This is a genomic window from Proteus terrae (assembly GCF_003144325.1).
Lineage (GTDB): Bacteria > Pseudomonadota > Gammaproteobacteria > Enterobacterales > Enterobacteriaceae > Proteus > Proteus terrae.
Window position 1 is genome coordinate 1 of the sequence record NZ_PENS01000022.1, and the last position, 25,862, is coordinate 25,862.

Annotated in this window: 20 protein-coding genes and 1 pseudogene; 9 read left to right on the forward strand and 12 right to left on the reverse strand. The window is 38.5% G+C overall.

What is annotated here, in order from left to right; genetic code table 11:
- Positions 1-438: 438 nt before the first annotated feature.
- The 6 genes and pseudogenes from DK857_RS17880 to DK857_RS17910 form a co-directional block, all read right to left on the reverse strand.
- Complete coding sequence (locus DK857_RS17880) at positions 439-753, reverse strand: BON domain-containing protein (protein WP_006536978.1); 315 nt, start codon at positions 751-753, stop codon at positions 439-441.
- 275 nt (positions 754-1,028) lie between these two features.
- Complete coding sequence (gene trpA / locus DK857_RS17885) at positions 1,029-1,835, reverse strand: tryptophan synthase subunit alpha (protein WP_109402900.1); 807 nt, start codon at positions 1,833-1,835, stop codon at positions 1,029-1,031.
- The gene (trpB, locus tag DK857_RS17890) at positions 1,835-3,025 is read right to left on the reverse strand and encodes a tryptophan synthase subunit beta (RefSeq protein ID WP_109394323.1); all 1,191 of its coding nucleotides are present in this window, start codon (positions 3,023-3,025) and stop codon (positions 1,835-1,837) included. Before trpB ends, trpA begins: the two co-directional genes overlap by 1 nt.
- A 39-nt stretch (positions 3,026-3,064) precedes the next feature.
- Positions 3,065-4,420, reverse strand: coding sequence for a bifunctional indole-3-glycerol-phosphate synthase TrpC/phosphoribosylanthranilate isomerase TrpF (trpCF, locus tag DK857_RS17895; RefSeq protein ID WP_109402901.1), 1,356 nt, complete (start codon positions 4,418-4,420; stop codon positions 3,065-3,067).
- Between the two features lie 4 nt (positions 4,421-4,424).
- Positions 4,425-6,018 (reverse strand): annotated as a pseudogene (trpD, locus tag DK857_RS19440) (bifunctional anthranilate synthase glutamate amidotransferase component TrpG/anthranilate phosphoribosyltransferase TrpD).
- Positions 6,018-7,595, reverse strand: coding sequence for an anthranilate synthase component 1 (locus DK857_RS17910; RefSeq protein ID WP_109402904.1), 1,578 nt, complete (start codon positions 7,593-7,595; stop codon positions 6,018-6,020). The pseudogene trpD and the gene DK857_RS17910 overlap by 1 nt, the downstream one beginning before the upstream one ends.
- A gap of 306 nt (positions 7,596-7,901) precedes the next feature.
- On the opposite strand from DK857_RS17910, the gene rnm reads away from it, so the two are divergent.
- From rnm to DK857_RS17930, 4 genes are all read left to right on the forward strand, one after another.
- Positions 7,902-8,762 (forward strand): RNase RNM, encoded by an 861-nt coding sequence (gene rnm, locus DK857_RS17915; RefSeq protein WP_109394327.1) that lies wholly within the window; start codon positions 7,902-7,904, stop codon positions 8,760-8,762.
- A gap of 24 nt (positions 8,763-8,786) precedes the next feature.
- Positions 8,787-9,407 carry an L-threonylcarbamoyladenylate synthase gene (locus DK857_RS17920; protein ID WP_023582284.1) on the forward strand — a complete coding sequence of 207 codons (621 nt, stop codon included), beginning with the start codon at positions 8,787-8,789 and terminating at the stop codon, positions 9,405-9,407.
- A gap of 423 nt (positions 9,408-9,830) precedes the next feature.
- Positions 9,831-10,754: a 23S rRNA pseudouridine(2605) synthase RluB gene (gene rluB / locus DK857_RS17925; RefSeq protein ID WP_109394328.1), complete on the forward strand. Its 924-nt coding sequence runs from the start codon at positions 9,831-9,833 to the stop codon at positions 10,752-10,754.
- Positions 10,755-10,954: 200 nt separating this feature from the next.
- Positions 10,955-11,902 (forward strand): hypothetical protein, encoded by a 948-nt coding sequence (locus DK857_RS17930; RefSeq protein ID WP_109402905.1) that lies wholly within the window; start codon positions 10,955-10,957, stop codon positions 11,900-11,902.
- A gap of 44 nt (positions 11,903-11,946) precedes the next feature.
- Here DK857_RS17930 and cobO read toward each other — a convergent pair whose 3' ends face one another.
- Both cobO and DK857_RS17940 read right to left on the reverse strand, forming a co-directional pair.
- Positions 11,947-12,537 carry a cob(I)yrinic acid a,c-diamide adenosyltransferase gene (gene cobO, locus DK857_RS17935; RefSeq protein ID WP_109402906.1) on the reverse strand — a complete coding sequence of 197 codons (591 nt, stop codon included), beginning with the start codon at positions 12,535-12,537 and terminating at the stop codon, positions 11,947-11,949.
- A gap of 25 nt (positions 12,538-12,562) precedes the next feature.
- Entirely contained in the window at positions 12,563-13,324 is a 762-nt protein-coding gene (locus DK857_RS17940) for a YciK family oxidoreductase (protein WP_171455364.1), read from the reverse strand.
- Between the two features lie 213 nt (positions 13,325-13,537).
- Between DK857_RS17940 and sohB the strand changes: the two genes are divergently transcribed.
- The gene (gene sohB, locus DK857_RS17945; RefSeq protein ID WP_109394332.1) at positions 13,538-14,584 is read left to right on the forward strand and encodes a protease SohB; all 1,047 of its coding nucleotides are present in this window, start codon (positions 13,538-13,540) and stop codon (positions 14,582-14,584) included.
- A 476-nt stretch (positions 14,585-15,060) separates the two neighbouring features.
- On the opposite strand, the gene DK857_RS17950 is transcribed toward sohB, so the two are convergent.
- Positions 15,061-15,309 carry a YciN family protein gene (locus DK857_RS17950; RefSeq protein ID WP_088495697.1) on the reverse strand — a complete coding sequence of 83 codons (249 nt, stop codon included), beginning with the start codon at positions 15,307-15,309 and terminating at the stop codon, positions 15,061-15,063.
- Positions 15,310-15,616: 307 nt separating this feature from the next.
- On the opposite strand from DK857_RS17950, the gene topA reads away from it, so the two are divergent.
- The 3 genes from topA (at position 15,617) to cysB (ending at position 20,106) form a co-directional block, all read left to right on the forward strand.
- Positions 15,617-18,214 carry a type I DNA topoisomerase gene (gene topA, locus DK857_RS17955; RefSeq protein ID WP_109394333.1) on the forward strand — a complete coding sequence of 866 codons (2,598 nt, stop codon included), beginning with the start codon at positions 15,617-15,619 and terminating at the stop codon, positions 18,212-18,214.
- A gap of 155 nt (positions 18,215-18,369) precedes the next feature.
- Positions 18,370-18,894 (forward strand): superoxide dismutase family protein, encoded by a 525-nt coding sequence (gene sodC, locus DK857_RS17960; RefSeq protein ID WP_109394334.1) that lies wholly within the window; start codon positions 18,370-18,372, stop codon positions 18,892-18,894.
- 237 nt (positions 18,895-19,131) lie between these two features.
- A complete protein-coding gene (gene cysB / locus DK857_RS17965; protein WP_075672088.1) occupies positions 19,132-20,106 on the forward strand; it encodes an HTH-type transcriptional regulator CysB in 975 nt (324 codons plus the stop codon).
- 61 nt (positions 20,107-20,167) lie between these two features.
- On the opposite strand, the gene DK857_RS17970 is transcribed toward cysB, so the two are convergent.
- Entirely contained in the window at positions 20,168-20,998 is an 831-nt protein-coding gene (locus DK857_RS17970) for a hypothetical protein (protein WP_109402907.1), read from the reverse strand.
- A 219-nt stretch (positions 20,999-21,217) separates the two neighbouring features.
- Here DK857_RS17970 and acnA point away from each other — a divergent pair, with 219 nt between their 5' ends.
- Positions 21,218-23,890: an aconitate hydratase AcnA gene (gene acnA, locus DK857_RS17975; RefSeq protein ID WP_109402908.1), complete on the forward strand. Its 2,673-nt coding sequence runs from the start codon at positions 21,218-21,220 to the stop codon at positions 23,888-23,890.
- A 129-nt stretch (positions 23,891-24,019) separates the two neighbouring features.
- Here acnA and DK857_RS17980 read toward each other — a convergent pair whose 3' ends face one another.
- Positions 24,020-24,835, reverse strand: coding sequence for a MetQ/NlpA family lipoprotein (locus tag DK857_RS17980; RefSeq protein ID WP_109402909.1), 816 nt, complete (start codon positions 24,833-24,835; stop codon positions 24,020-24,022).
- A 250-nt stretch (positions 24,836-25,085) separates the two neighbouring features.
- Positions 25,086-25,685, reverse strand: coding sequence for a GTP cyclohydrolase II (gene ribA / locus DK857_RS17985; protein WP_109402910.1), 600 nt, complete (start codon positions 25,683-25,685; stop codon positions 25,086-25,088).
- Between the last annotated feature and the right edge of the window lie 177 nt (positions 25,686-25,862).

Sequence of the window (25,862 nt, forward strand, 5' to 3'; positions counted from 1 at the left end):
AAAGTAGCAAAGACACTTAGCTTGAACGAAGAGAAAGCAGCGTCATTTAGGCGCAGTCGGTAATAAGCCCTTATAGGGCAAGAGCAAACCACCCGTTTTACGGGTGGTTATGATTTTTAGTAAAAGTGCTTTATCTATCAAGAGATAGAAAGAAGTAAAAGAAGAATAAAAGAGGTTTAAGATAGGGCATGTTTATAAAAAAATGAAGATCAAATTTAAATCAGTAAATGATTAATTATTCTTTTGAGTTGCTCTTTTTGTGAACGGTTATTGAGGCTAGGTAAAAATAACCTTTTTTTAATCCATTGGCGTTTTTTATAAAAATTGATCTGCTTTATGATAAAAGCAAATGCTGAAAGTGAAATACTTGGCAAAAAAAGACCACCGAAAAGATGGTCTAAAAAGTAAGGCTAAAGGAAGACTAGAATAAAGAGAGGATCAGCGAATAACCATTGAGTTGATAACGCCTTTTACACCTGTAACTTTGCGTGTTGTTTCAATGGCACGATTAGCATCCGCTTGAGAAGAGACAAAACCACTGAGTTGAACTTTACCTTTAAATGTCTCGACGCTAATTTGTGTTGAGTTAAGATTTTTTTCACCTATTAGTGCAGTCTTAACTTTGGTGGTGATCACGGAGTCATCAAAATAACCCCCTGTACCTTCTGATGTTGCAGTAGGTGAACATGCAGATAAGGTAAACGCCATAAGTAACGCCGCCATAACAGCGGATATTTTTGCCCATAGTTTCATCATAAAACTCCTTTTAATCACATTATTGATTGAGAATTTCTGAAGAGAAAATATAAAGCGCTTTATGAAGTATGTGCAAAAAACAGAGTTTTGCCAAATTTTTATCAATACATTTCAAGTCTCTTGAAATAAGAGAAGAGGGAATATTGCGCCATTTTATGCGGGTTAAGCGGAAAAATAGGTAATAAAAAGCGTGAGTTAATCAGTGTAGATTTCAGAGTAATCCGCTTAGAAAAATAGCCGGCTATTCTTCTAAGGCGGATCAAATAGGAAGGTTAGGCAATAGTTGCCGCTTTCATTTCTTTAACAAACTGAGTGAGTGCTTTAAGCATGACATCTGGTTGATGTAGGTTTTTCTCAATAATTTGCACAACCGCTGAGCCTGAAATTGCGCCAGCTGCACCATTGGCAATCGCTTCTTTAACTTGTTTAGGCTCTGAAATTCCAAATCCTTGTAATGCTGGAGGGGCATTATAGGTTTTTAGTTTGTCAGTAATATGTGTCAGCGATTGTTCTGCACGTTTATCTGTACCTGTTACACCGGCTCTTGATAGTAAATAGGTATAACCTTTACCTGATGCCGCTAATTCTTGTAAAAGTTCATCATCAGCATTAGGTGGGCAAATAAAAATAGGGCTGATATTGGCGCGTTGTGCTGCTTCACGGAACTCTTTTGATTCACGCAGAGGTACATCACCAATTAAGACGGAATCCACACCTGCTTGCTCGCATTTACCATAAAAATTATCAATGCCATTACTAAAAACGAGGTTGGCATAAACTAATAGGCCAATAGGAATATTAGGATGTTTTTTACGTACACTTGCTAAAAGTGCAAAGCAGTCAGTAGGGGTTACACCTACATTTAGTGCTCGTAAATTAGCGCCTTGAATTGTAGGGCCATCAGCTAGTGGGTCGGAAAAGGGAATACCAATCTCTAATGCATCTGCACCACCTTCAATTAACGCATCAATTATTTGTAATGACAACTCAGGAGAAGGATCACCTAATGTGATAAAAGGAACGAATGCGCCTTGCTGTTTTTGTGCTAGTGTTTCAAAGCATACTTGATAACGGCTCATTAGATTTCTCCTCTTGCTGCTAAAATATCGTTTACAGTAAAAATATCTTTATCGCCACGACCGGATAAGTTCACGATTAATAACTGTTCTTTGTCAGGATTTTGTGCAATTAATTTCAGTGCATAAGCCAATGCATGAGAAGATTCTAGAGCTGGAATGATCCCTTCACGGCGAGAAAGTGTTTTGAATGCTTCAATGGCTTCATCATCGGTAACAGAAACATAATCAGCACGACCAATGCTATTTAAATGTGCGTGCTGAGGCCCGACAGATGGGAAATCAAGACCTGCTGAAATTGAATATGACTCTTCAATTTGTCCTTCATCTGTCTGCATAATTGGGGATTTCATACCAAAATAGATCCCTAATTTACCATGTTTCAGTGGTGCGCCATGTTCACCAGTTTCAATACCTTTACCTGCAGGTTCAACACCAATCAATTGCACTGCAGTTTCAGGAATAAAGGAAGCAAATAAACCGATAGCATTAGAGCCACCGCCAATACAAGCGATAACCGCATCTGGTAGACGACCTTCACGCTCTAGAATTTGTGCTTTGGCTTCATCACCAATCATACGTTGAAACTCACGGACAATTGTTGGATAAGGATGAGGGCCTGCCGCCGTTCCTAATAAGTAGTGCGCGCGATCGTAACAACCAGACCAGTCACGTAATGCCTCATTACAGGCATCTTTTAAGGTAGATGAACCACTGTGAACAGGAATAACCTCAGCACCCATTAAGCGCATACGAAATACGTTAGGTGATTGACGTTCGACGTCTTTCGCACCCATATAGATACGGCATTTCATATTAAGCAGTGCGCAGGCTAAAGCGGTTGCAACACCATGTTGACCAGCTCCCGTTTCTGCAATAATTTCAGTTTTACCCATACGTTTTGCTAGCAAGGCTTGACCTAATACTTGGTTAGTTTTATGAGCACCACCGTGTAGTAAATCTTCACGTTTTAGATATAAACGAGTTCGAGTGCCTTCTGTTAAATTACGGCAAAGCGTTAATGCCGTTGGTCTGCCCGCATAATTTTTTAATAAATCTTGGAATTCTTGCTGAAATGACGGATCGTTTTGCGCATCAATAAAAGCTTGTTCGAGTTGATCCAATGCTGGAATTAAGATTTCAGGTATATATTGGCCACCGAATTCGCCAAAGTAGGGGTTAAGTTTTCTCATTGTGATGTCATCCTGTTTAAAATTTTATCTTTGTGAAATTTAGTTTAGCTGTAATTGTGCAAATACTTGATTCAGACGTTGTTTATCTTTTATGCCAGGAGCTGATTCTACTCCAGAGTTAAAATCAAGCCCGATACAGCCTGTTTTAACCGCATCTAAACAATTTTCACTGTTAAGACCACCTGCAAGTAATGCTTTTTCACGTAATGTATTAGGAATTTTTTGCCAATTAAATGTTGTTCCTGTACCACCCGTTCCGTTATCAAGTACATATTTATTAACGAGAGCAGCGGGGTGAATATCAGTATGGTTTGCCATATTTATCGCTTGCCAAATTTCACAATTAGGTTGGATTTTCTGATGAAGTTGCTCAATAAATTGCGCATCTTCTTGTCCATGTAATTGAATGGCAGATAAATTAAGTTTTTCGGCATAGTCACAAATAAGTTCAATAGGTTGATTTTGAAACACACCCACAAACGCTAAGGGAGCTTGTGTTATTAACTTTTGTGCTTGTGACAATGTCACCTTACGCGGGGATTTCTCTGCGAAAATCAGCCCTGCATAATAAGCACCAGCTTGATAAACCGCTTTTACATCTTGTGTACGAGTTAACCCGCACACTTTATGCTTTCCCAAAACTAGTGCTCTCACCGCTTGGTCGATATTGTCTTGTGACATTAAAGCACTGCCTACCAGAAAACCATTAGCATATTGGCTTAACTCTTGAACCTGCTGGTGGGTATGAATACCTGACTCACTGATCACGATTGCATCTTGGGGCAATCCTTGGCTTAACTGCTGGGTACGAGCTAAATCGATAGAGAGATCACGCAAATCACGATTATTAATACCAATAACTTTGGCATTAAGATTGATGGCACGTTGGCGCTCTTCTTCTGTGCTTACTTCGGTTAATACACCCATATTTAATTGATGAGCAACGGCTGATAGCGCACGATATTGCTCATCATCTAAGACAGAAAGCATTAATAAAATGGCATCTGCTTGATAAAAACGTGCTAAATAGATTTGGTATTCATCAATAATAAAGTCTTTGCACAAAACGGGCTGATGAACAGTTTGACTGACTTGGCGTAAATAATCGAAGCTCCCTTGAAAATATTTTTCATCAGTTAATACAGAAATTGCAGCAGCATAAGGCTGATAAATTTTTGCAATCGTCGCGGGATCAAAATCAGCACGGATTAAGCCTTTTGATGGTGATGCTTTTTTACACTCTAAGATAAAAACAGTATTAGGCTGAGTTAATGCCTGATAAAACGAACGTGTTGATGGCTCTATTTGGTGCACAAATTCTGATAGCGGTTGGTTTGCTTTACGTACAATCAGATATTCAGCTTTATCTTTTACAATGGCGTTTAATACAGTCATGCTCTTATCCTCTTGCTGCTAATGCAGTTACACGATCTATTGCTTTACCGCTATAAATGGCGTGCATAGCAACTTCAGTATTCATTTTTAAATCCTCTTGCCCATGTAAACGCATTAATAAAGCGACATTAGCTGCGACAGATTCGGTATGTGCTCTTTTTCCTTCACCTTGTAGTAAATCTGCTAATAATTGACGGTTTACTTCAGGTGTACCACCTTCTAGATCAGTAATGGCACAAGGGCGAAGACCAAAATCACTTGGTGTGAGTTCATAACGTGTAATTTCACCATTATGTAATTCAGCGACTTGAGTAGGCGCATGTAATGAAACTTCATCCATTCCGCCACTGTGAACAACGGCAGCACGCTCATAACCTAAAACTTTTAATGTATCTGCAATAGGCATCAATAACTCTGGGCTATATACACCAATTAATGCTAATGGTGGGCGAGCAGGGTTAATTAGAGGGCCTAATACATTAAATAATGTGCGTGTTTTCAGTTGTTGGCGAACAGGGGCTGCAAAACGAAAACCACTGTGATATTGAGGTGCAAATAAAAAGCATAAACCCACTTCATCCAATAATTGGCGTGCATCATCAGCACTTCTGTCTAAAGGGATACCAAATGCCGCTAATAAATCAGAAGAGCCGGAGCGACTAGATACGCTACGATTACCGTGTTTCGCCACTTTGATACCTACTTCAGCTGCAACAAATGCGCTTGCTGTTGAAATATTAATACTATTGGCACCATCTCCCCCAGTGCCGACAATATCGCAAAAAGTGTAGTCAGGGCGAGGAAATGGTTGTGCATTTTCAAGTAATGCACGCGCTGCGCCAGCGATTTCTTGAGGATGTTCACCGCGCATTTTCATGCTGATCAAAACGGCCGCTAATTGTGATTCCGTTAACTCACCGCGAATAATGGCGCTAAACAGTGTTTGGCTTTCTTCTAATGTTAACTGTTGTGCGCTAAATAATTTATTGAAGATAGTTTCCATTTTATGCGTCTCCTTTAGGAGTTAATGCCCATGCGATTGTTTGTTCTAAAAGTTGTGCGCCTTTTGTGGTTAAAATTGATTCTGGGTGAAACTGAAAACCACACGTTTTATGTTGACGGTGACGCACCGCCATAACAGTGTTATCGCACCAAGCATTAATAATGAGTTGTTCTGGAACTTGTTCTCCTGAAAGCGAATGATAACGAGCAACGGGTAACGGGTTAGGTAAATTCACAAACATTTCGCTGTTATCGTGCTCAGCTAATGTCGCTTTGCCGTGTAAAATCTCTCCACATGAAGAAACTTTGCCACCGTAAGCCTCAATAATGGCTTGATGACCTAAGCAAATACCAATCACAGGTAATGTACCTAATACACGTTTTAACAGTTCAGGCATACAACCTGCTTGTGAAGGTGCTCCTGGTCCCGGAGATAACAGTAAAATTGGGTTATCGAGCTCACGTAGTTTTTGTTCAATAAAATCGGCAGTGACGCTATTGCGATAAATCACAACGTTATTGCCAAGGCTACGTAATTGATCTACAAGGTTATAAGTAAATGAGTCGATGTTATCGAGCAGTAAGATAGTTGCCATTAGCAAGCCTCCTGCAGTTGTGTATCTGTATGAGCTTGTAAAATAGCGTTGACTACCGCTTGTGATTTATTACGTGTTTCTTCAGCTTCCATTTGAGGATCTGAATCAAGCACAATTCCAGCACCGACTTGAATAGTTGCAATATTATTTTCAACATAAGCAGAGCGAATAACTATGCAAGTATCAAAATCACCTGCGCCGGTAAAATAGCCGATGGCACCACCGTAGCTACCACGTTTTGTTTTTTCATAACGGGCAATTAATTGCATTGCACTGACTTTGGGTGCGCCTGATAACGTTCCCATATTCATACAGGCTTGATAAGCATGGAAAATATCTAAGTCATCACGTAGTTTTCCTACGACTCTTGAAACTAAGTGCATTACAAAAGCATAACGGTCAACTTTTGTTAATTCCGCGACATAACGGCTGCCTGCTTGGCAAATACGTGCCAAATCATTACGCGCTAAATCGACTAACATTAAATGTTCAGAAAGCTCTTTCGTATCAGTGCGCATTTCAAGTTCAATTCGACTGTCTAAATCTGCATTAATCGAACCATCTGCATTACGTCCTCTTGGGCGAGTTCCTGCAATTGGGTAGATTTCAATTTGTCGATCGCTTGTTTGATATTTCAATGCACTTTCTGGTGATGCACCAAATACTGTGAATAAGGCATCTTGCATATAGAACAAATAAGGGCTTGGATTTTTCTCTTTCAACACTTGATAAGCGGCAAGTGGTGAAGGGCATGCAACTTGAAAGCGACGTGATGGAACAACTTGGAAAATATCACCACGACGAATATAGGTTTTCATTGCTTCAACGATATCGCCATAACCTTTATCATCCATATTGCCTTGTATTGTTGATTCTGCTGCTGTTAAAGCACGGCGAATAGGGTGTTTTAATGGTTGTTTGGTCAGCGAGATTAACTCGGTTTGTCGCGAAGTGAGGCGTTGACACTCCGCTTTATCGTCAGTAAAAGCAATGGAGATTAACTGACTATCTTTATTCTGATGGTCGATAACAATTAATTGTTCTGCTAAGTAAAAGCAGTAGTCAGGGCATGAAAAAACAGTGTCTAATTCAGGAATAGGTTCAAATCCACTGACTAAATCGTAAGCAAATAAACCACCAACAAAAATAGCATTAGCATCTTTAGTGTCTTTATTAGCAAGAAAGAAGCGTAAAGCATCAAATACGCTGGCTGATTTTAATTTGCTTTCTTCATCAATATCTTGTGCAGGTGATGAAAAGGTAAAAATACACTGTTTATCGCTCTCTTGTGTTAAGAAAGCTTTTTCTTTTAGTGCGATTTTTAATGCAGGCAATAAAGCTTGTCCATTAACGCTTAATGCATCAATAGTGACTTGATTTTTTACTGCACTGATACGCAGTGCGCTATCAACAATTAACAAACTTTTTAAGTTTGCTTTCGTGTCAACTTGTGCAGATTCTAACAATAGTGTGTGATGTTTGTTTTCACATAATGTATTGAAAAGTAAAGTGGGTTCACTGTGGTAAGGCAGTGGCGTTGCCTTGGTTTTAAATGAGAATGCAAGTGATGTATTCATTATTATCGCTCTTTGTTATTTTTTACTAACTGTTTTTAATGCATAAAAAAACCCGCGTAGGCGGGTTTTAGATATCACTGACGTAAAGCCGGAGATCAAACCGCCCATAAAAGAGTATTGCGCCACCAAAGAGCGATAAGACGTTGATTGATATTCATAACATCTCCTTACAGCTAACGACAGATAATAAGTTAATAGACTAGCTCGTGTTGTGTACTAGTAAACTGGATTGTGTTAGGTTCGTCAAGTACTTTATGGCATACTCTTTAAAAATTATTACCTTGCTAAGATGAAAAGGGAGAAGCGATGACAGAAGTGCTATCTGATTTAAGAGTGATTTATGATTTGCACAGCCACACTACCGCGTCAGATGGCGAGCTTTCACCAGAAGAATTGGTTGATAGAGCGATAGAACGTCAAATTAATGTCTTAGCGATAACTGATCACGATACAACGGCGGCGATTACTCCTGCTAATGATTATATTGCAGAAAAAAATCTGCCTCTTACCCTGATATCAGGTGTCGAAATATCGACTTTGTGGGAGAATATAGAAATCCATATTGTTGGATTGAATATTGATATCAACCATAACGCAATCAAGGCACTTCTTTCGTCACAAAGCCAATGTCGCGAAACTCGAGCGATAATGATTGGTGAGAGATTAGAAAAAGCAGGTATTGCAAATGCATTTGAAGGGGCAAAAGCCTTAGCGCATGGTGGACAAGTGACAAGAGGACATTTTGCCCGTTTTCTCGTGAATGAAGGGCATGTTGCCTCAGTTAATAAAGTATTTAAACGGTATTTAGCAAAAGGTAAAACCGGTTATGTACCACCACAGTGGTGTTCGATCGGTGACGCTGTCACGGCAATTCATGAAGCTGGTGGTGTTGCAGTATTAGCGCATCCGGGACGATATGGTCTATCCTCTAAATGGTTAAAACGATTAACGCTTTATTTTAAACAAATCGGTGGTGATGCAATCGAAGTGGCACAATGCCAACAACCACCACAAGAACGGGAACAACACGCAGCATTAGCGCAACTTTATGGGTTAAAAGCTTCGTTAGGTTCTGATTTTCATCGCCCTTGCTCGTGGATAGAATTGGGGCGTAATTTATGGTTACCCAGTGGCGTCGAACCTGTTTGGTCGCTATGGCAAGAGTAACATTAGAAATTCGTTGAGGGATGTATGAGCCAACTTTTTTATATTCACCCTGATAATCCGCAGGCTCGTTTAATTGAACAAAGTGCTGATATTTTACGCAAAGGCGGTGTGGTGATTTATCCAACAGATTCTGGCTATGCTATTGGCTGTTGTTTAGAAAATAAAGATGCAATGACGCGAATTTGTCGTATTCGCCAATTAGATAAAAACCACAATTTCACACTGATGTGCCGTGATTTGTCTGAAATCGCTAACTACGCTTATGTTGATAATGTGGTGTTTCGCTTAATAAAAAACAATACCCCAGGTAATTACACCTTTATCCTAAAAGCAACTAAAGATGTACCAAAGCGTTTGATGAATGATAAACGTAAAACCATAGGCTTACGTGTTCCTTCTAACCCAATTGCATTGGCATTGTTAGAAAATATTGGTGAGCCATTAATGTCAACGAGCCTGATTTTACCGGGCAATGATTTTGCAGAATCTGATCCGGAAGAAATCGAAGATTTATTAAGTAAACAAGTTGATTTGGTGATCCACGGTGGTTATTTAGGACAAAAACCGACAACGGTCATTGATTTAACGGAAGATACCCCTGTTATCGTACGTGAAGGTACGGGTGATATTACGCCATTTCAGTAAGCAATTTGGTTGATTATACTAAATTGGGAGTAAATGATTCGATAGTGAAGAAATTTATCACGAGATAAAGAGATAAAAGGTGAAGGGATCTATCGCTTGTGTTAAATTTATACATCGCGATAAAAATCACGGTGACTGTTTTTGATATCGGTTATACCAACGCGCATTTTAAGCGCTAAGCACAGTAACTTGATAAGCAGACAAACGGTTAAGCTGTCATTATAGTTTTGCCAACATCGTTTTATCGGCACTATTTATTATCGCAATGTTGATGTGAAAAATCATCAACATTGTTCACTATTGAATCAATAAACCTGTGTTTATTTCTTATTTTAATAAACATGGGTTATTTTTATTTAATTGATTTTTAAAAATTAATTCTATTTTTATGACGCCTGTGAAGGCGACACATGAGGTTGTTTCATGAGCGATAAATCGCAACGCACTGAAAAATTACAAAAAATCCTTGCTCGTTCTGGTCATGGCTCTCGCCGTGAAATTGAAGGTTATCTTCAAGAAGGACGTATCAGCATTGATGGTACAAAAGCGAAATTAGGTGATCGTATTGATGTCACCACTACAGCAAAAATCCGCTTAGATGGCCGTATTCTAAATATTCGTGAAGCACAAAAAGATGTTTGTCGTGTGCTTGCTTATTACAAGCCTGAAGGTGAACTATGTACTCGCAGTGATCCACAAGGTCGCCCAACTGTTTTCCAGCGCCTTCCTCGCCTTAACAGTGCTCGCTGGATTGCTGTGGGTCGTCTTGATGTAAATACCAGTGGATTACTGTTATTTACAACAGATGGTGAATTAGCTAATCGTTTAATGCACCCTAGCCGTGAAGTTGAGCGTGAATACGCAGTACGTGTTTTTGGTGAAATTGATGATGCCAAAATTCGCCAGTTAACGCGCGGTGTACAATTAGAAGATGGCCCCGCTTCATTCCGCTCTGTTTCTTATCGTGGCGGTGAAGGGATTAATCAATGGTATAACGTTTCTCTTACTGAAGGACGCAACCGCGAAGTTCGTCGTATGTGGGAAGCGGTTGGTGTACAAGTTAGCCGACTTATTCGTGTTCGTTATGGTGATATTGATTTACCAAAAGGCTTACCACGTGGTGGTTGGGTTGAACTTGGATTAGATCAAATTAACTATTTACGCCAGCTAGTTGAATTAAATGACGAAACAGTAACAAAAGTTGCAGTAGAAAAAGATCAGCGTCGCATCAAAGCGAATCAGATCCGTCGTGCTGTTAAGCGTCATACTAAGATTTCAGCACGCACTTCAACATCACCTGCTAAAAGAGCGTCAAGTCGTCGCCAGTCAACAGGAAATAAAAAGTAATTAGCGAATAATTATTTATTATTTTAAATTAAAATATCATTTTTTATAAAGAAGCACTCATTGAATAGGGTGCTTCTTTTTTTTGATAGCTTTCTTTTTTCCATAAATGAAACTATGATGCACAGATTAATTAGATGAGAAGTCATTTTTATTAAAATAATATTTTATTTGTATATTTTACGATAAGGTATACGCGATATATGCATCGTTCTTTTTATTTAACAACAATGTTATGTGCGACTACTCTTACTATGGGTTGTGAGCCAACGACTAATTCAAACTCACAGTCTGGCGTGTTCTATATTAGTAACAATAAAACAACACCGTTAGTCTTTCAAATAGATAATAATTCTTTTTGGCTTAATACCGGTGAAGTGAAAGAAATAAAATTAGAGAATGGAAAACATGTATTAGTTGATGCTGATGGAACAAAGAAAACCTTTATGATTTATCCCGGTAATCATGGTGGAATAATAAATCCATCTAGGGAAATCTACTATAGTTTCACTTCTACTTTTTCTCCTAAAGAAGGTGATGGGTATTTATACTTAACAATGCGTTCTGTTTGGATTGACGGTCAGCTTGTGCATGGTGCTATTAATAGCTCTGATGCTATGTTTATTGATAATAATGTTTTCCGCTGTGAAGTTCCATTAAATGAACCTCTCCCAACTTATTTACCTGATTGGAGTAATAAGGGAGTGGTAAATGTATTAACTAAGTGTTTTTCCCAATCTGAATTTCAAGATTTTATATCAAGAAAGCCATATGGTATTCATGTTTATTCAGGACATAATTTATTAGAAGCTCATAAAGAAAAAGATAAATACAATTGGATAAATGATGAAAATACGCGAACAGATGATTTTATTCCGACATTGAGTCATATTGAGTTTAATAATGGCGAAATGCTGAAAGAAGCTAAAAGTATTTATAAAGTAACCAATTCCTATTTAGCTTCACGTGATCCGACTGAAAAGCAAAATTACTATAATGAATATCATTTTCATATAATGGCAATGGCTATGGTTTATAATCAGCAAATACAGAATGATATATTTGATGATAGAGAAGCTTACTTTAAACTGATAAATGAAACAGGGCGTATATTTGGTGCTGGTATATTAAGTGAGCCAGCTTTAATATAAATAATTATTCATTTTTATATAATTGAAAAGGTGGTAAGGGATTATTACCAATCTATGCCTTTTTGTGCTTTTATCCCACTATCAAAAGCATGTTTAATAGGACGCATTTCTGTCACAGTATCTGCTAACTCGATTAATTTTCTATGGCAGCCTCTTCCAGTGATAATGATATTTTGATGAGAAGGGCGAGAACTAATCGCTGAAATAACCTCATCTAATGGCAAATAGTTAAAACTAATCATATAGGTAATTTCATCAAGAATAACGAGGTCGTATTCTGGATTATTAAGCAGTTTGAGTGCATATTGCCAAGTATTTAAACAAGCGACTGTATCTGCACTTTTATCTTGCGTTTCCCAAGTAAATCCAGTTTCCATTACATAGAAAGGTACGCCGAATTGTTCCAGTAGGTTACGTTCACCGTTTTCCCAGGTTCCTTTAATAAATTGCACAACACCAACCTTTTTTTGATGACCAACTGCGCGGGTTGCTGTACCCATAGCTGCGGTTGTTTTTCCTTTACCATTACCGGTGAAAATCATCACAATACCTTGTTCTCGTTGAGCTTGCTCAATTCGGGTATCTACTTTTTCTTTTAAACGTTGTTGGCGTTTTTGGTGTTGTGCATTATTCATTAAACTACCTCGAGCTTAAATTATGTTATTCAGCAGGGCCAGCTTTACGACCAGGTTGTGCATCTAAAGATTGTCCTTTCACATCAATACTGTCATCACTCATCAAATAGAGATATAACGGCATCAAATCTTTAGGTGTTTTTAGCTTTTGTGAATTTTCATCAGGGAATGCACTCGCTCTCATTGCTGTACGAGTACCACCAGGATTGATGCAGTTAATACGCAAAGTACTTTCGTTATATTCTTCATTAAGTACCTGCATAAAGCCTTCTGTTGCGAATTTTGATACAGAGTAAGCTCCCCAACCATAACGACCTTGGCGACCCACACTGGATGTCGTGAGGATAAGACTCGCATGAGGCGCTTTAAGCATCAATGGCAATAGGGCTTTTGTTAGCATAAATGTCGCATTAACGTTGACTTGCATAACGTCATGCCAAAGGTTGCTTGGTTGATTAATGATAGGCTCAACAACACCTAATAAACCAGCATTTTGTAATACACCATCAAGATGAGGGAAGCGTTTAACGAGAGTATCCGCAAATTGCTGAAAATCATTCTCTGTCGCTGTAAGTAGATCAAGTGGATATAACATAGGTTGTTGGCCACCTGATGTGATTATCTCTTCTTGAACATCCTCAAGTTTTGATAGAGTACGGCCTAATAAGATAAGTGTTGCGCCGTATTGAGCATAAGTTAGTGCAGCTTCTTTTCCTATGCCATCACCAGCACCTGTTACTAGAATAATTTTATCTTTTAGCACGCTATGATCGGGTTGATATTGCAACATATTGATATCCTGTCTAGTAAAAAGTAAATAAAGTGTAACGTCTTATTTGTCTAGCGACCAGTTTAGTCTGGCTTTTTGTTTACAATTTATGGCTATTTTCTTTATGGTATTAAGCATAATCATGCCTTTGTTGCTGGCGCTAAAGCAGAATTTCGTTAAACTAGGTGTATTGATTTGAGTCAGTGTTATTAACCTTAAAAAGAGGTCTTTGTGGAATATATTTTGCAATATGGACTGTTTTTAGCAGAAATTGTCACCGTTGTTGTGGCGATTATCGCTATCGTGTTGTTTTTCGTCGTGATTGGAAATAAAAAGCAAAATCGTAAAGGGACATTAAGAGTCACAGATCTTGCTGAAGCTTATGAAGAAAAACAGCGCGTTATGCAACAAGCGAAAATGGACGATGCTGAATTAAAAGTCTGGTATAAAGCATTTAAGAAACAGCAGAAAAAAGAGAATAAACAGAGTAAAAACAATGCGAAAGAAGGTAAAAAAGGCGTTGTAAAACCTTGTTTATATGTGCTTGATTTTAACGGTAGTATGGATGCACACGAAGTGGGTGCATTACGTGAAGAAATCAGCGCCATTCTTTCTGTTGCACAATCGGGTGATGAAGTATTACTGCGTTTAGAAAGTCCGGGTGGCATGGTTCATGGTTATGGATTAGCAGCAGCTCAGTTAACGCGTTTAAAAGAAAAGGGCATTAAACTGACTGCGGTTGTCGATAAAGTGGCTGCCAGCGGAGGATATATGATGGCATGTGTAGCAGATAAAATTATTGCTGCACCATTTGCGATTATTGGCTCGATTGGTGTTGTGGCTCAAATTCCTAATATTCACCGTTTACTCAAGAAAAATGATATTGATGTTGAGTTACATACTGCCGGCGAATATAAACGCACATTAACCTTATTAGGCGAAAATACCGAAGAAGGACGTGAGAAATTTAAGCAAGATTTAAATGAAACACATCTGTTATTTAAATCATTTGTGCATAAATATCGCCCTCAACTTGATATCGATAGTGTTGCAACCGGTGAGTATTGGTACGGCTCAGAAGCACTAAACAGAGGCTTAATTGATGAAGTTGGTGTGAGTGATGATTGGTTGATCGATCATATTAATGATTTTGAAGTTCTCTCTGTCCAATATGTTACCAAGAAGAAAATGGTCGAACGTGTTACAGGCGGTGCAATGGAAAGCGTTGATAAACTGATGATGCGTTGGGTACAAAGAAGTAAGAAACCGCTACTATAAGCCAATAAATACGCCATAAATGATATCAGCGATACGGGTGATTGCTGATATCATCTTTTCTTGCCATCACTATTCCCAAATCTTTCAATAAATATTCTAAAGGTTTGTATTTCGATAAGACAAAAAAAGCCAGTGAAAATTTCACTGGCAATCAAAGAAATAATTGATATTGCTTATAACAACAACAGGGTAAATATTTCCTCTTTCTAAGAGGCTTCAATATAGCCGTAAATAGAAAATAAAAATAATTGATATTACTGATTGTATTGATAGGTAAGTGTAATCACGAGTTGCGATGTGATAGAAAATCCGTATTACGTTTAAATTGAATTTTTATTCTTTATTTTTGTTTAATTATGCCAGTTATTGGTGTCTGTATAAATGCAATAACTGGCAAACAAAGTCTCTTTTTTGTTATCAATAAAGAGTAAATCAAATTACTTTGGCGATTAAATAAAAATAATCACAAGGATGATTTATTCTAAATGGTATTTATCAGATAACACATGAGCTAAATGCTTAAACATATTGAATGCTGCAGTGCTTTTTGCAGTAGGTAAACCTTGTTCATCTAAAAAAAATTCACCTTTAAATACGAGGACATTACCTTTTTGTTCAACTGAATCAGCACGCATACCGTGTATATAATCTTCATGTTCACATATGATTTTATTCGCTTTTTCAAGTAGCATCTCTGTTGTAATCGGTGTAGTTTGTGTTGACATAATATGTGCTCCTTAGAAAAATAATTTGTTGCGCCTCACTTTTTATCAGGTAGAGTGTGGCATTTTTAAAAGCTTAGCTACTCTATATGTAGCAAACAATGATTTGCCTGTACCCGATCAAAGCGGTGAGGTGATTAAAATACCTCAAAAAAAGCCACGAGTTTTGAGCTCGAGCAAAAGCTTTGAATAAAAACAGGTTGATATATTGCAAAACTAACGCAATATAAAAAAGAGATTTTAAACATTTTTTTAGTTGAGGGTATTAAACGATACCGTCATAACAAAGTTTAATTAGGTAAAGGTAATTATGGGTAAAGCTCTTGTTATCGTGGAGTCCCCGGCTAAAGCCAAAACGATCAATAAATATCTTGGCAATGACTACGTAGTTAAATCTAGCGTGGGTCACATTCGTGATTTGCCAAAGAGTGGTTCTGGCAGCCAGAAGAGCGAAAACTCATCCGCCACGAAAGGCGCGAAAAAAGTTAAAAAGGATGAGAAATCAGCCTTAGTCAGCCGTATGGGAGTTGATCCCTATAATGGATGGAATGCGAATTATCAAATTCTACCCGGCAAAGAAAAAGTCGTGGCTGAACTAAAAGCATTAGCTGAGAAAGCTGATCATGTCTATCTCGCAACGGACCTTGACCGCGAAGGAGAAGCTATCGCGTGGCATTTACGCGAAGTTATCGGCGGTGATGATGAACGGTTTAGTCGAGTGGTTTTTAACGAAATCACTAAAAATGCCATTACACAAGCTTTCCAAACTCCGGGTGAGTTAAATATAGATCGCGTTAACGCGCAACAAGCACGTCGCTTTATGGATCGTGTTGTGGGCTATATGGTTTCACCTTTACTTTGGAAAAAAGTGGCTCGTGGATTATCTGCAGGTCGAGTGCAATCAGTTGCCGTGCGTCTTTTAGTTGAACGTGAGCGTGAAATTAAAGCCTTTGTTCCTGAAGAATATTGGCAATTACACGCGTCACTGTTAACGCCTGACGAACAGCCATTGCGTATGGAAGTCACGCATTATAATGATAAAGCCTTCAACCCTGTTTCATCTGATGAAACACAGGTTGCGGTTAAAGCATTACAGAATGCGACCTTCACGGTAAAAGATCGTGAAGATAGACCTACATCCAGCAAGCCAAGCGCACCACTTATCACATCAACCTTACAGCAAGCGGCAAGTACGCGTTTAAGCTTTGGTGTGAAAAAGACGATGATGCTAGCTCAGCGCCTTTATGAAGCAGGTTATATAACCTATATGCGTACTGACTCAACTAACTTAAGTCAGGATGCAATTCAAATGGCACGTGATTATATCAATGAGAATTTTGGCGCTAAGTATTTGCCGAAAGAGCCAAACGTTTATTCGAGCAAAGAAAATTCTCAAGAAGCGCACGAAGCTATTCGTCCTTCTGATATCAACGTTATCGCTGAATCTTTAAAAGATATGGATAATGATGCTAAACGTCTATATCAGCTGATTTGGAATCAATTTGTTGCTTGTCAAATGACACCAGCAAAATACGATTCGACCACATTAACAGTCGAATCAGGTGATTATAAACTACGTGCTAAAGGTCGGACTTTACGTTTTGCAGGTTGGACTAAAGTCATGCCAGCTATGCGTAATAAAGATGAAGATAAAACCTTACCAGCCGTTGATGTAGGGGCAAAACTGGCTTTAGCTGAATTAGAACCTACTCAGCACTTTACTAAGCCCCCAGCTCGTTTTAGCGAAGCAACGTTAGTTAAAGAATTAGAAAAACGCGGTATCGGCCGTCCTTCAACGTATGCATCTATCATCTCCACTATTCAAGATCGTGGTTATGTGAAAGTTGAAAACCGTCGTTTTTATGCAGAAAAAATGGGTGAAATTGTAACAGATCGCTTAGAAGAGAATTTTAGCGATTTAATGAATTACGATTTTACTGCGCAAATGGAAGATCATCTCGACCATGTTGCTAATAATGAAGAAAACTGGAAAGCGGTATTAGATGCGTTCTTCACTGATTTTAGTCAACAATTAGAAGTTGCTGAAAAAGATCCTGAAGAAGGCGGAATGCGACCAAATCCAATGGTTATTACGTCAATTGAATGTCCAACGTGTTCTCGTCATATGGGAATTAGAACGGCAACAACAGGCGTATTCTTAGGATGTTCAGGCTATGCTTTACCGCCTAAAGAGCGTTGCAAACAAACCATCAATCTTATTCCTGAAGATGAATTATTAAATATTCTTGAAGGGGAAGATGCAGAAACCAACGCATTACGAGCTCGTCGTCGTTGCCCGAAATGTGGTACTGCAATGGACAGTTACCTGATTGATACTCATCGTAAATTACATGTTTGTGGTAATAATCCTGCATGTGATGGTTATGAAGTTGAAGAGGGTGAATTCCGTTTAAAAGGTTATGAAGGTCCAGTTATTGAGTGCGATAAATGTGGTTCTGAAATGCACCTGAAAATGGGGCGTTTTGGTAAATACATGGGTTGTACTAATGATGATTGTAAAAATACCCGTAAGATCTTAAAAAGCGGTGAAATTGCACCACCGAAGGAAGATCCAGTTCCACTTCCTGAATTGTTATGTGAAAAATCAGATGCTTACTTTGTCTTACGAGACGGTGCTGCTGGTGTCTTCTTGGCTGCAAACACGTTCCCTAAATCAAGAGAAACGCGTGCACCAAAAGTAGAAGAACTGGTTCGTTTTAAAGACCGTTTAGCAGAGAAAATGCGTTATTTAGCAGAAGCTCCGGTGGCTGATCCTGAAGGAAACCCAACGATTGTGCGTTTTAGTCGTAAAACAAAACAGCAATATGTTTCTTCAGAGAAAGATGGCAAGGCAACAGGTTGGTCTGCGTTTTATGTCGATGGTAAATGGGTTGAAAAAACCAAATAACATTGGCATTGCGTGATAAATAAAAAAGCGACTAATGAGAGTTAGTCGCTTTTTTGTATTTAGAAGGTATGCTAATTAAATACACTGAAACAGTATTAATGGTTGATTTCTATTTGTCTAATATTTTACTTTGCTAATAATAAGACGGAGATACTATGAAACTGATGCCTTTGTTACTATCTGGCTTACTCTTCACCTCTGTAGCAAGCGCTGCAACGTTAGATGTCACGTTAAATGAAGCCTTACCAACGGGTGCTGGCAACGATATTGGTGTTGTCACTATCACTGAAACTGATTATGGGCTGTTATTTACGCCAAAACTCACTGGATTAACACCGGGTATTCATGGTTTTCATATTCATGCTAATGGTTCTTGTGAACCAGATATGAAAGATGGCAAACCTGTGCCTGCTTTAAAAGCTGGCGGCCATTTAGATCCTGAAAAAGTTGGTGTTCACTTGGGGCCTTATAATAAAAATGGGCATCTAGGTGATTTACCGGGATTAGTCGTGAATGACAAAGGTGTTGCGGATTACGCAGTGTTAGCGCCAAAACTCACCAAACTTGAGCAAGTGAAAGACAAAGCTATCATGGTGCATGTTGGGGGCGACAACTATTCTGATGATCCCGAGGCTCTTGGCGGTGGTGGTGCAAGAATGGCATGTGGCGTGATTAAATAATTTAATGCAATTATTATGAAAGAAAAGCTGACTGTGAACGTCAGCTTTTTTTATGTTTGTTTATAGCTTATAACTATTAGATATAACAAAATCTAAATAACGCTATTAATTACGTTAGACCGAAATGAAATAAGTGATATAGTGGTTATATATTACATCTTTATTATTCTTTTTAGTTATATGAATATAAATAGAATAACGGAATAATAAGTCTTTTGTTGAAGGGATAGCCTCTCCATGAAATTACAACAGTTGCGTTATATCGTTGAAGTGGTGAATAACGATTTAAATGTTTCAACCACGGCAGAGCGTTTGTATACATCTCAACCGGGAATAAGTAAACAAATTCGCATGTTAGAAGATGAGTTAGGTATACAAATATTTTCTCGTAGTGGTAAGCATCTAACGCATGTGACACCTGCGGGTGAAGAAATTGTAAGGCTATCTAGAGAAATCTTATCAAAAACAGAAGCTATTCGGTCTGCTGCAGGTGAGCACACTTATCCAGATAGAGGCTCATTATCGATTGCAACAACGCATACACAAGCTCGTTATGTATTACCTCCAGTAATAAAAGGTTTTATTGAGCGCTATCCTGATGTTTCATTGCATATGAACCAAGGGTCGCCAACACAAATTGCTGAAGATGTATGCAGAGGTAAAAGTGATTTTGCGATCGCGACAGAATCACTGCATCTTTATAACGATTTAGTGATGTTACCTTGTTATCGCTGGAACCGTATTGTGGTGGTTTCAAAAGATCACCCACTGGCACAAAAACGAGAAGTGACGTTAAAAGAGCTTGCGGGCTACGATATTGTCACCTATACCCAAGGTTTTACTGGTCGTTCTGATCTTGATGATGCTTTCGGTAAAGTCGGGTTAAAACCTAAAATTGTTTTCACTGCAACCGATGCGGATGTCATTAAAACTTATGTAAGATTACATTTAGGTATTGGTGTGATTGCCAGTATGGCATTTGATCCTGTACTCGATAGCGATTTAGTCGCAATTGATATGCGTGATAAGTTTAGTTATAGCACCACTAAAATTGCATTCCGTCGTAGTGGTTTCTTACGCGGCTATATGTATGATTTTATGTGGCGTTTTGCCCCTCATCTTACGCGTAATTTGATTGAACAAGCGGTTGCATTGCGAACTAACGAAGAGATTGAAGAGTTATTTAAAGATATCGAATTACCCTTAGTGTAATACTGAAAGGCGGGTGATCCCCGCCTTCAAGCGTGTTTATAAACCTAATTTCTGCTATTACTCATTTCAAATAAAAATCCCCACTAAAAAAAGCATCGGATTTTGCAATACTTAGCTGACGATATTTATTTAAAAAATCATAAAATTGCTGATTAATCAGTGGATCATCAAGTGCGCTAGCATCAAATACAGAAGTAATGGTCGTGTACTCTAAAGAGAGGGTAAATTTACGACCTATACAACTGGCGAGTAGCATTTTCGCTGATTGATAAGAAAAACGTAGACTCAAAATTTTCAGCTTTGGAACAAAAATAAGATGATTATTATGATTGAGTATCTCAGTGATCCCCGCAATAGTTATCGTTTGATAGCTGTCTAATGATTTTCGTAAGCCGACTTCTATTTTTTGTCCTTGGGTACGTAAAAAATCAATAAACTCTCCAAGTGCAGGTGATGTGGCATTAATTGCAGCGCCTAGTAATAACTGAATAAATGCTTGAGCAACGGAAAAATCAAAGGTTTGCTTATGAAGCTTTTTTGTTTCGATTTTATTGTGCCCTAGAAGAGGTAAATGATTGAGGGTATCTAACCAATGTTCAGGGCGATAATAGGCTTCATTATCTTCTTTTTTTAATGCAGCAAGATGGTTTGCCATAATAGAAATAAGTCCAATTTGAATATTTTTAAGTTGTGACATTCTTTCTATTTCGGAAGGCTCAAAAGGTTTTGGTGATGCGATGATAAACTGCACTAAACCTTCTGTATCTTTTATGTTTTGAGAATGTAATGCATTCATCGATAAGGTTTGCGGAAAAGGCGGTGTAACAGGCTCCGCAAAATAGCGATCGGCATTCATAATATTTTTTAGTAAATCAGATTGTTTGTTATTCATAAATATTATCCTTACACAGTTATACCTCCGCCATTAAAGTCTAATTAAGTGAAAATCTAGAGACTAAAATTTATTAACATCATGACAGTCATAACATTGCGTTAACAAATCGTGTGATCTTTAAGCGAAATTCAATGTTATATGATATGTTTAATAAATAACCTTACCTATTTTGATAGTTTAAACATGCTGTCAGTATAAAAATAAGAAGGAGGAGCTATGTCGTTACGTTTGAAAAAAGAGAGCCATTCCACGCTCTTAGTCGGATCTCAAGAATATGAGTACTACCGTCTTTCAGAAGTTGCCCGCCAATTAGGCGATATTACCCGTCTTCCTAAATCTCTGAAGGTGTTACTAGAAAACTTAGTGCGTTATCTCGACAATGAAACTGTTGTTGAAGAGGACATTAAGGCGTTAGTTGAGTGGCAAAAAACAGCGCATGCATCACGTGAAATTGCTTATCGACCTGCAAGGGTGCTTATGCAAGATTTTACCGGTGTACCTGCGGTCGTTGATTTAGCCGCTATGCGTGAAGCAGTGAAATCTTTGGGTGGGCAAGTGGATAAAGTCAATCCATTATCACCTGTTGATTTAGTTATCGATCACTCAGTTATGGTTGATGAATATGCCAGTAAAAATGCGTTTGCTGAAAACGTGGAAATTGAAATGGAGCGTAACTATGAACGCTACCTTTTCTTACGTTGGGGACAGCAATCCTTTGAACGCTTTCGTGTCGTGCCACCAGGTACAGGAATTTGCCATCAGGTAAACCTTGAGTACTTAGGTAAAGCTATTTGGTCTGAAGTACAAAATGGACGTCATGTGGCTTATCCAGATACCTTAGTTGGCACGGATTCTCACACCACAATGATCAACGGTCTTGGTGTTTTAGGTTGGGGTGTAGGAGGCATTGAAGCGGAAGCCGCAATGTTAGGTCAACCTATCTCCATGCTCATTCCTGATGTTGTTGGCTTTAAATTGACAGGAAAATTACGTGAAGGGATCACCGCAACTGATCTAGTTTTAACCGTTACACAAATGTTACGCGCTCATGGTGTGGTGGGTAAATTTGTAGAATTCTACGGAGATGGCCTAGCGTCATTACCTTTAGCTGATCGTGCAACAATAGCGAATATGTCGCCAGAGTATGGTGCGACCTGTGGATTCTTCCCAATAGATGATATCACTCTTGATTATTTGCGTTTAACAGGTCGTGAAGAACAAGAGATTGCACTAGTTGAAGCTTATAGCAAAGAGCAGGGTTTATGGCGACATACAGGCGATGAACCTATCTTTACGTCAACATTATCGCTAGATATGGGAACCGTTGAAGCAAGCCTTGCTGGGCCTAAACGTCCTCAAGATAGAGTTAATCTACCGAGTGTACCAAAAGCATTTAAAGCGGCAGTAGAGCTTGAAACTAATAAGCAACTACTGTCACACTTTCCTCAAGTAAAAATTGATGATCATCCTGCGTTTGAATTAACTGATGGTGCTGTCGTTATTGCGGCGATCACATCATGTACTAATACATCAAACCCTAATGTTTTAATGGCCGCCGGATTACTGGCTAAAAATGCGGTAGAAAAAGGATTGCAGCGTAAACCTTGGGTTAAGTCTTCTTTGGCTCCAGGTTCTAAAGTGGTCACGGATTATCTTAATCTTGCAGGATTAACCCCTTATCTTGATGAGTTAGGATTTAACCTTGTGGGATATGGTTGCACAACATGTATTGGTAATTCAGGGCCTTTATTAGCACCGATTGAAAGTGCAATTAAGGATAATGATTTAACTATTGCGGCTGTATTATCTGGTAACCGTAACTTTGAAGGTCGAATTCATCCCTTAGTGAAAACCAACTGGTTAGCATCACCGCCTTTAGTGGTTGCTTATGCTTTATCAGGAAATATGAACATAGATCTTACTAAAGAGCCATTAGGTAAAGATAAACAGGGCAATCCCGTTTATTTAAAAGATATTTGGCCTGATAGTAAAGCGATTGCTGATGCTGTTGAGAAAGTTAAAACAGAAATGTTCCATAAAGAGTACTCCGCTGTGTTTGAAGGTGATGAGACATGGAAATCACTAAAAACACAAGATACACCTGTCTATGATTGGCAACCCGATTCTACCTATATTCGACATCCTCCTTTCTTTGAAGGAATGTCAAAAATACCAGCGCCAATTAAAGATATTCATCAAGCCAGTATTTTGGCTATTTTAGGTGATTCGGTGACAACTGATCATATCTCGCCTGCGGGTAATATTAAGGCGGATAGTCCAGCGGGACGTTATTTACGTGAACATGGTGTCGAGCCGAAAGATTTTAACTCTTATGGCTCAAGACGCGGTAATCATGAAGTCATGATGCGAGGTACATTTGCTAATATTCGCATTCGTAACGAAATGGTACCGGGAGTAGAAGGTGGTTTTACCAAACATATTCCAACGGGTGAAACACTGGCTATTTATGATGCCTCAATGCGTTATCAACAAGAAAATACACCATTAGCGATTATTGCTGGTAGTGAATACGGTTCAGGCTCTAGCCGAGACTGGGCAGCGAAGGGAACGCGTTTATTAGGTGTGCGAGTCGTTATCGCAGGCTCTTTTGAGCGTATTCACCGTTCCAACTTGATCGGTATGGGAGTTTTACCTTTAGAGTTTCCTAAAGGGGTAACTCGCCAAACATTGGGCTTAAAAGGTGATGAGAAAATTGAGATCACAGGGCTTAATGCATTAACACCGAGCCAAGATGTCGCAGTTAATATTACTTTCGCAGATAATCGCACTGAAACCATTATGGCGCGTTGCCGTATTGATACTCAAACTGAATTAGCTTATTTCCAACATGGTGGCATATTGCATTATGTTATTCGTAATATGCTTTAATTAGGTTTAGTTGTAATAAATCAAACGCCTCATTATAAAAATAATGGGGCGTTATATTCCTCGTATATATATCGCTTTAGATGATGCTTGGTATTTTGAAAGAAGACCTGATGCTAAATAGAGCTTCTATCACCAGCCCTGAATCGCGCCGCCGTTAAAAATGGTTTCGGCAGCGGTGGCAACTTCGGGTGATTGGTAAGCCTTAATAAAATCCCGTACATTATCAGCGTCTTTGTTCTCTTCTCTTGTCACAATAATATTGGTGTAAGGAGAGTTTTTATCTTCAATAAAAATACTGTCTTTGGTAGGAGATAAATTAATTTGCTGGATGTAAGTTGTACTGATAATAGCGACAGTCACCTTTGGATCGTTTAAAACTCGTGGTAATTGTGCGCCTTCTAACTCCATAATTTTAAGCTTAAGCGGATTATCAATAATGTCGATAGCCGTAGGCAATAAACCACTGTTTGGTTTTAATGTAATCAGCTTTTCTTTATCTAATAACAGTAGTGCTCGACCTAAATTCGTGGGATCGTTAGGAACGGCAATGGTATCGCCTGATTTTAACTCCGAAGGATGCTTAATTTTTGTTGAATAGCCCGCCATAGGAAAAACAAAGGTATTACCAACAGCCACTAAATTGTAACCACGAGATTGATTATCTTGGGCAAGAAAAGGGCGATGTTGAAAAACATTGGCATCAAGCTCTTTATTTGCTGTGGGATCGTTAGGTAATAAAGAACCACTGAAACTTACCAATTCAACCTCTAAGCCATATTTTTCTTTGGCGACTTTTTTGGCAACTTCAGCCACATCTTGTTCAGCACCATTAATCACACCAACCTTGATTGAATAGCTGGTTTTATCGCTATTATCACAGCCCGTTAATAACGTTCCTGCTAATAATAGCGCGCCGAAAATCCTACCAGAAAAATGTAATGGCATAATGCATTCCTATTAAAATTTATTTATTAATAAATAACTTAGAATAAGATAGATAGTCAATGAAATCGCATATGACAATTTTTCACATGATATAATTTAATGATGAAAGAGCGGTAAAAAGAACAATATATAAGTAAAGAAAAATAGATAAAGAATGAATTTACAAGGTAATAGAATAAGAGGAGTAAATAAAAAATCCGAGTAACTCAGACTCGGATTTGAAAATAATTAATACTGTACTGTTGCTTGATTATTGCGCTTTCTTAAATAGAAGATGACCCATTTTATCGGCTTTAGTATCAAGATAATGCGCATTACTTGGATTACGTCCGACGATTAATGGCACTCGCTCGATAACATTAATGCCTGCGGCTTTCATGATTTCAATTTTCTTCGGATTATTAGTTAATAACCGAACTTCGTGAACACCTAATAGGTTATACATGTCAGCACAAAGGGTAAAATCGCGTTCGTCAGCTTTAAAACCTAACTCGAGGTTCGCTTCAACGGTATCTAATCCTTTATCTTGCAATGCATAAGCGCGTATTTTATTTAATAATCCAATATTTCGGCCTTCTTGGCGATGATAAAGTAATACGCCACGACCTGCTTTACTGATTTGTGAAAGCGCAACTTCAAGCTGGAAACCACAATCACAACGTAGGCTAAATAAAGCATCACCCGTTAAGCACTCTGAATGAATACGAGATAATACGGGCTCAGAGCCTGAAATATCGCCGTAAACAAGGGCGACATGATCCTTTCCTGTTGCGATTTCTTCAAAACCAACCATTAAAAACTCACCAAAAGGAGTAGGTAGTTTTGCTTCTGCGATACGTCTTAATTTCATTATTTTTGACTCATAATTTCAGGTGAAACTCTCGTTCAAGATTATACACTTTATAACGAGAACAAAGAGAAATAAAACACTGAAATGCTTCCATGTCTGATAGGCAAGGAAATGGGGTAACACACACTTATAAATTCACACCATTACAAATTATCAGATTTTGCGCCTTCTTGCATA

Excerpts from the sequence above, each read along its gene's own strand:
- trpCF (WP_109402901.1), bottom strand. The coding sequence starts at position 4,420 with ATGACTGTATTAAACGCCATTGTAAAAGATAAAGCTGAATATCTGATT.
- acnA (WP_109402908.1), top strand. The coding sequence starts at position 21,218 with ATGTCGTTACGTTTGAAAAAAGAGAGCCATTCCACGCTCTTAGTCGGA.
- cobO (WP_109402906.1), bottom strand. The coding sequence starts at position 12,537 with ATGAATAATGCACAACACCAAAAACGCCAACAACGTTTAAAAGAAAAA.
- trpB (WP_109394323.1), bottom strand. The coding sequence starts at position 3,025 with ATGAGAAAACTTAACCCCTACTTTGGCGAATTCGGTGGCCAATATATA.
- DK857_RS17920 (WP_023582284.1), top strand. The coding sequence starts at position 8,787 with ATGAGCCAACTTTTTTATATTCACCCTGATAATCCGCAGGCTCGTTTA.
- topA (WP_109394333.1), top strand. The coding sequence starts at position 15,617 with ATGGGTAAAGCTCTTGTTATCGTGGAGTCCCCGGCTAAAGCCAAAACG.
- rluB (WP_109394328.1), top strand. The coding sequence starts at position 9,831 with ATGAGCGATAAATCGCAACGCACTGAAAAATTACAAAAAATCCTTGCT.
- ribA (WP_109402910.1), bottom strand. The coding sequence starts at position 25,685 with ATGAAATTAAGACGTATCGCAGAAGCAAAACTACCTACTCCTTTTGGT.
- cysB (WP_075672088.1), top strand. The coding sequence starts at position 19,132 with ATGAAATTACAACAGTTGCGTTATATCGTTGAAGTGGTGAATAACGAT.
- DK857_RS17880 (WP_006536978.1), bottom strand. The coding sequence starts at position 753 with ATGAAACTATGGGCAAAAATATCCGCTGTTATGGCGGCGTTACTTATG.
- DK857_RS17970 (WP_109402907.1), bottom strand. The coding sequence starts at position 20,998 with ATGAATAACAAACAATCTGATTTACTAAAAAATATTATGAATGCCGAT.
- DK857_RS17950 (WP_088495697.1), bottom strand. The coding sequence starts at position 15,309 with ATGTCAACACAAACTACACCGATTACAACAGAGATGCTACTTGAAAAA.
- DK857_RS17980 (WP_109402909.1), bottom strand. The coding sequence starts at position 24,835 with ATGCCATTACATTTTTCTGGTAGGATTTTCGGCGCGCTATTATTAGCA.
- DK857_RS17930 (WP_109402905.1), top strand. The coding sequence starts at position 10,955 with ATGCATCGTTCTTTTTATTTAACAACAATGTTATGTGCGACTACTCTT.
- sodC (WP_109394334.1), top strand. The coding sequence starts at position 18,370 with ATGAAACTGATGCCTTTGTTACTATCTGGCTTACTCTTCACCTCTGTA.
- trpA (WP_109402900.1), bottom strand. The coding sequence starts at position 1,835 with ATGAGCCGTTATCAAGTATGCTTTGAAACACTAGCACAAAAACAGCAA.
- rnm (WP_109394327.1), top strand. The coding sequence starts at position 7,902 with ATGACAGAAGTGCTATCTGATTTAAGAGTGATTTATGATTTGCACAGC.
- DK857_RS17910 (WP_109402904.1), bottom strand. The coding sequence starts at position 7,595 with ATGAATACATCACTTGCATTCTCATTTAAAACCAAGGCAACGCCACTG.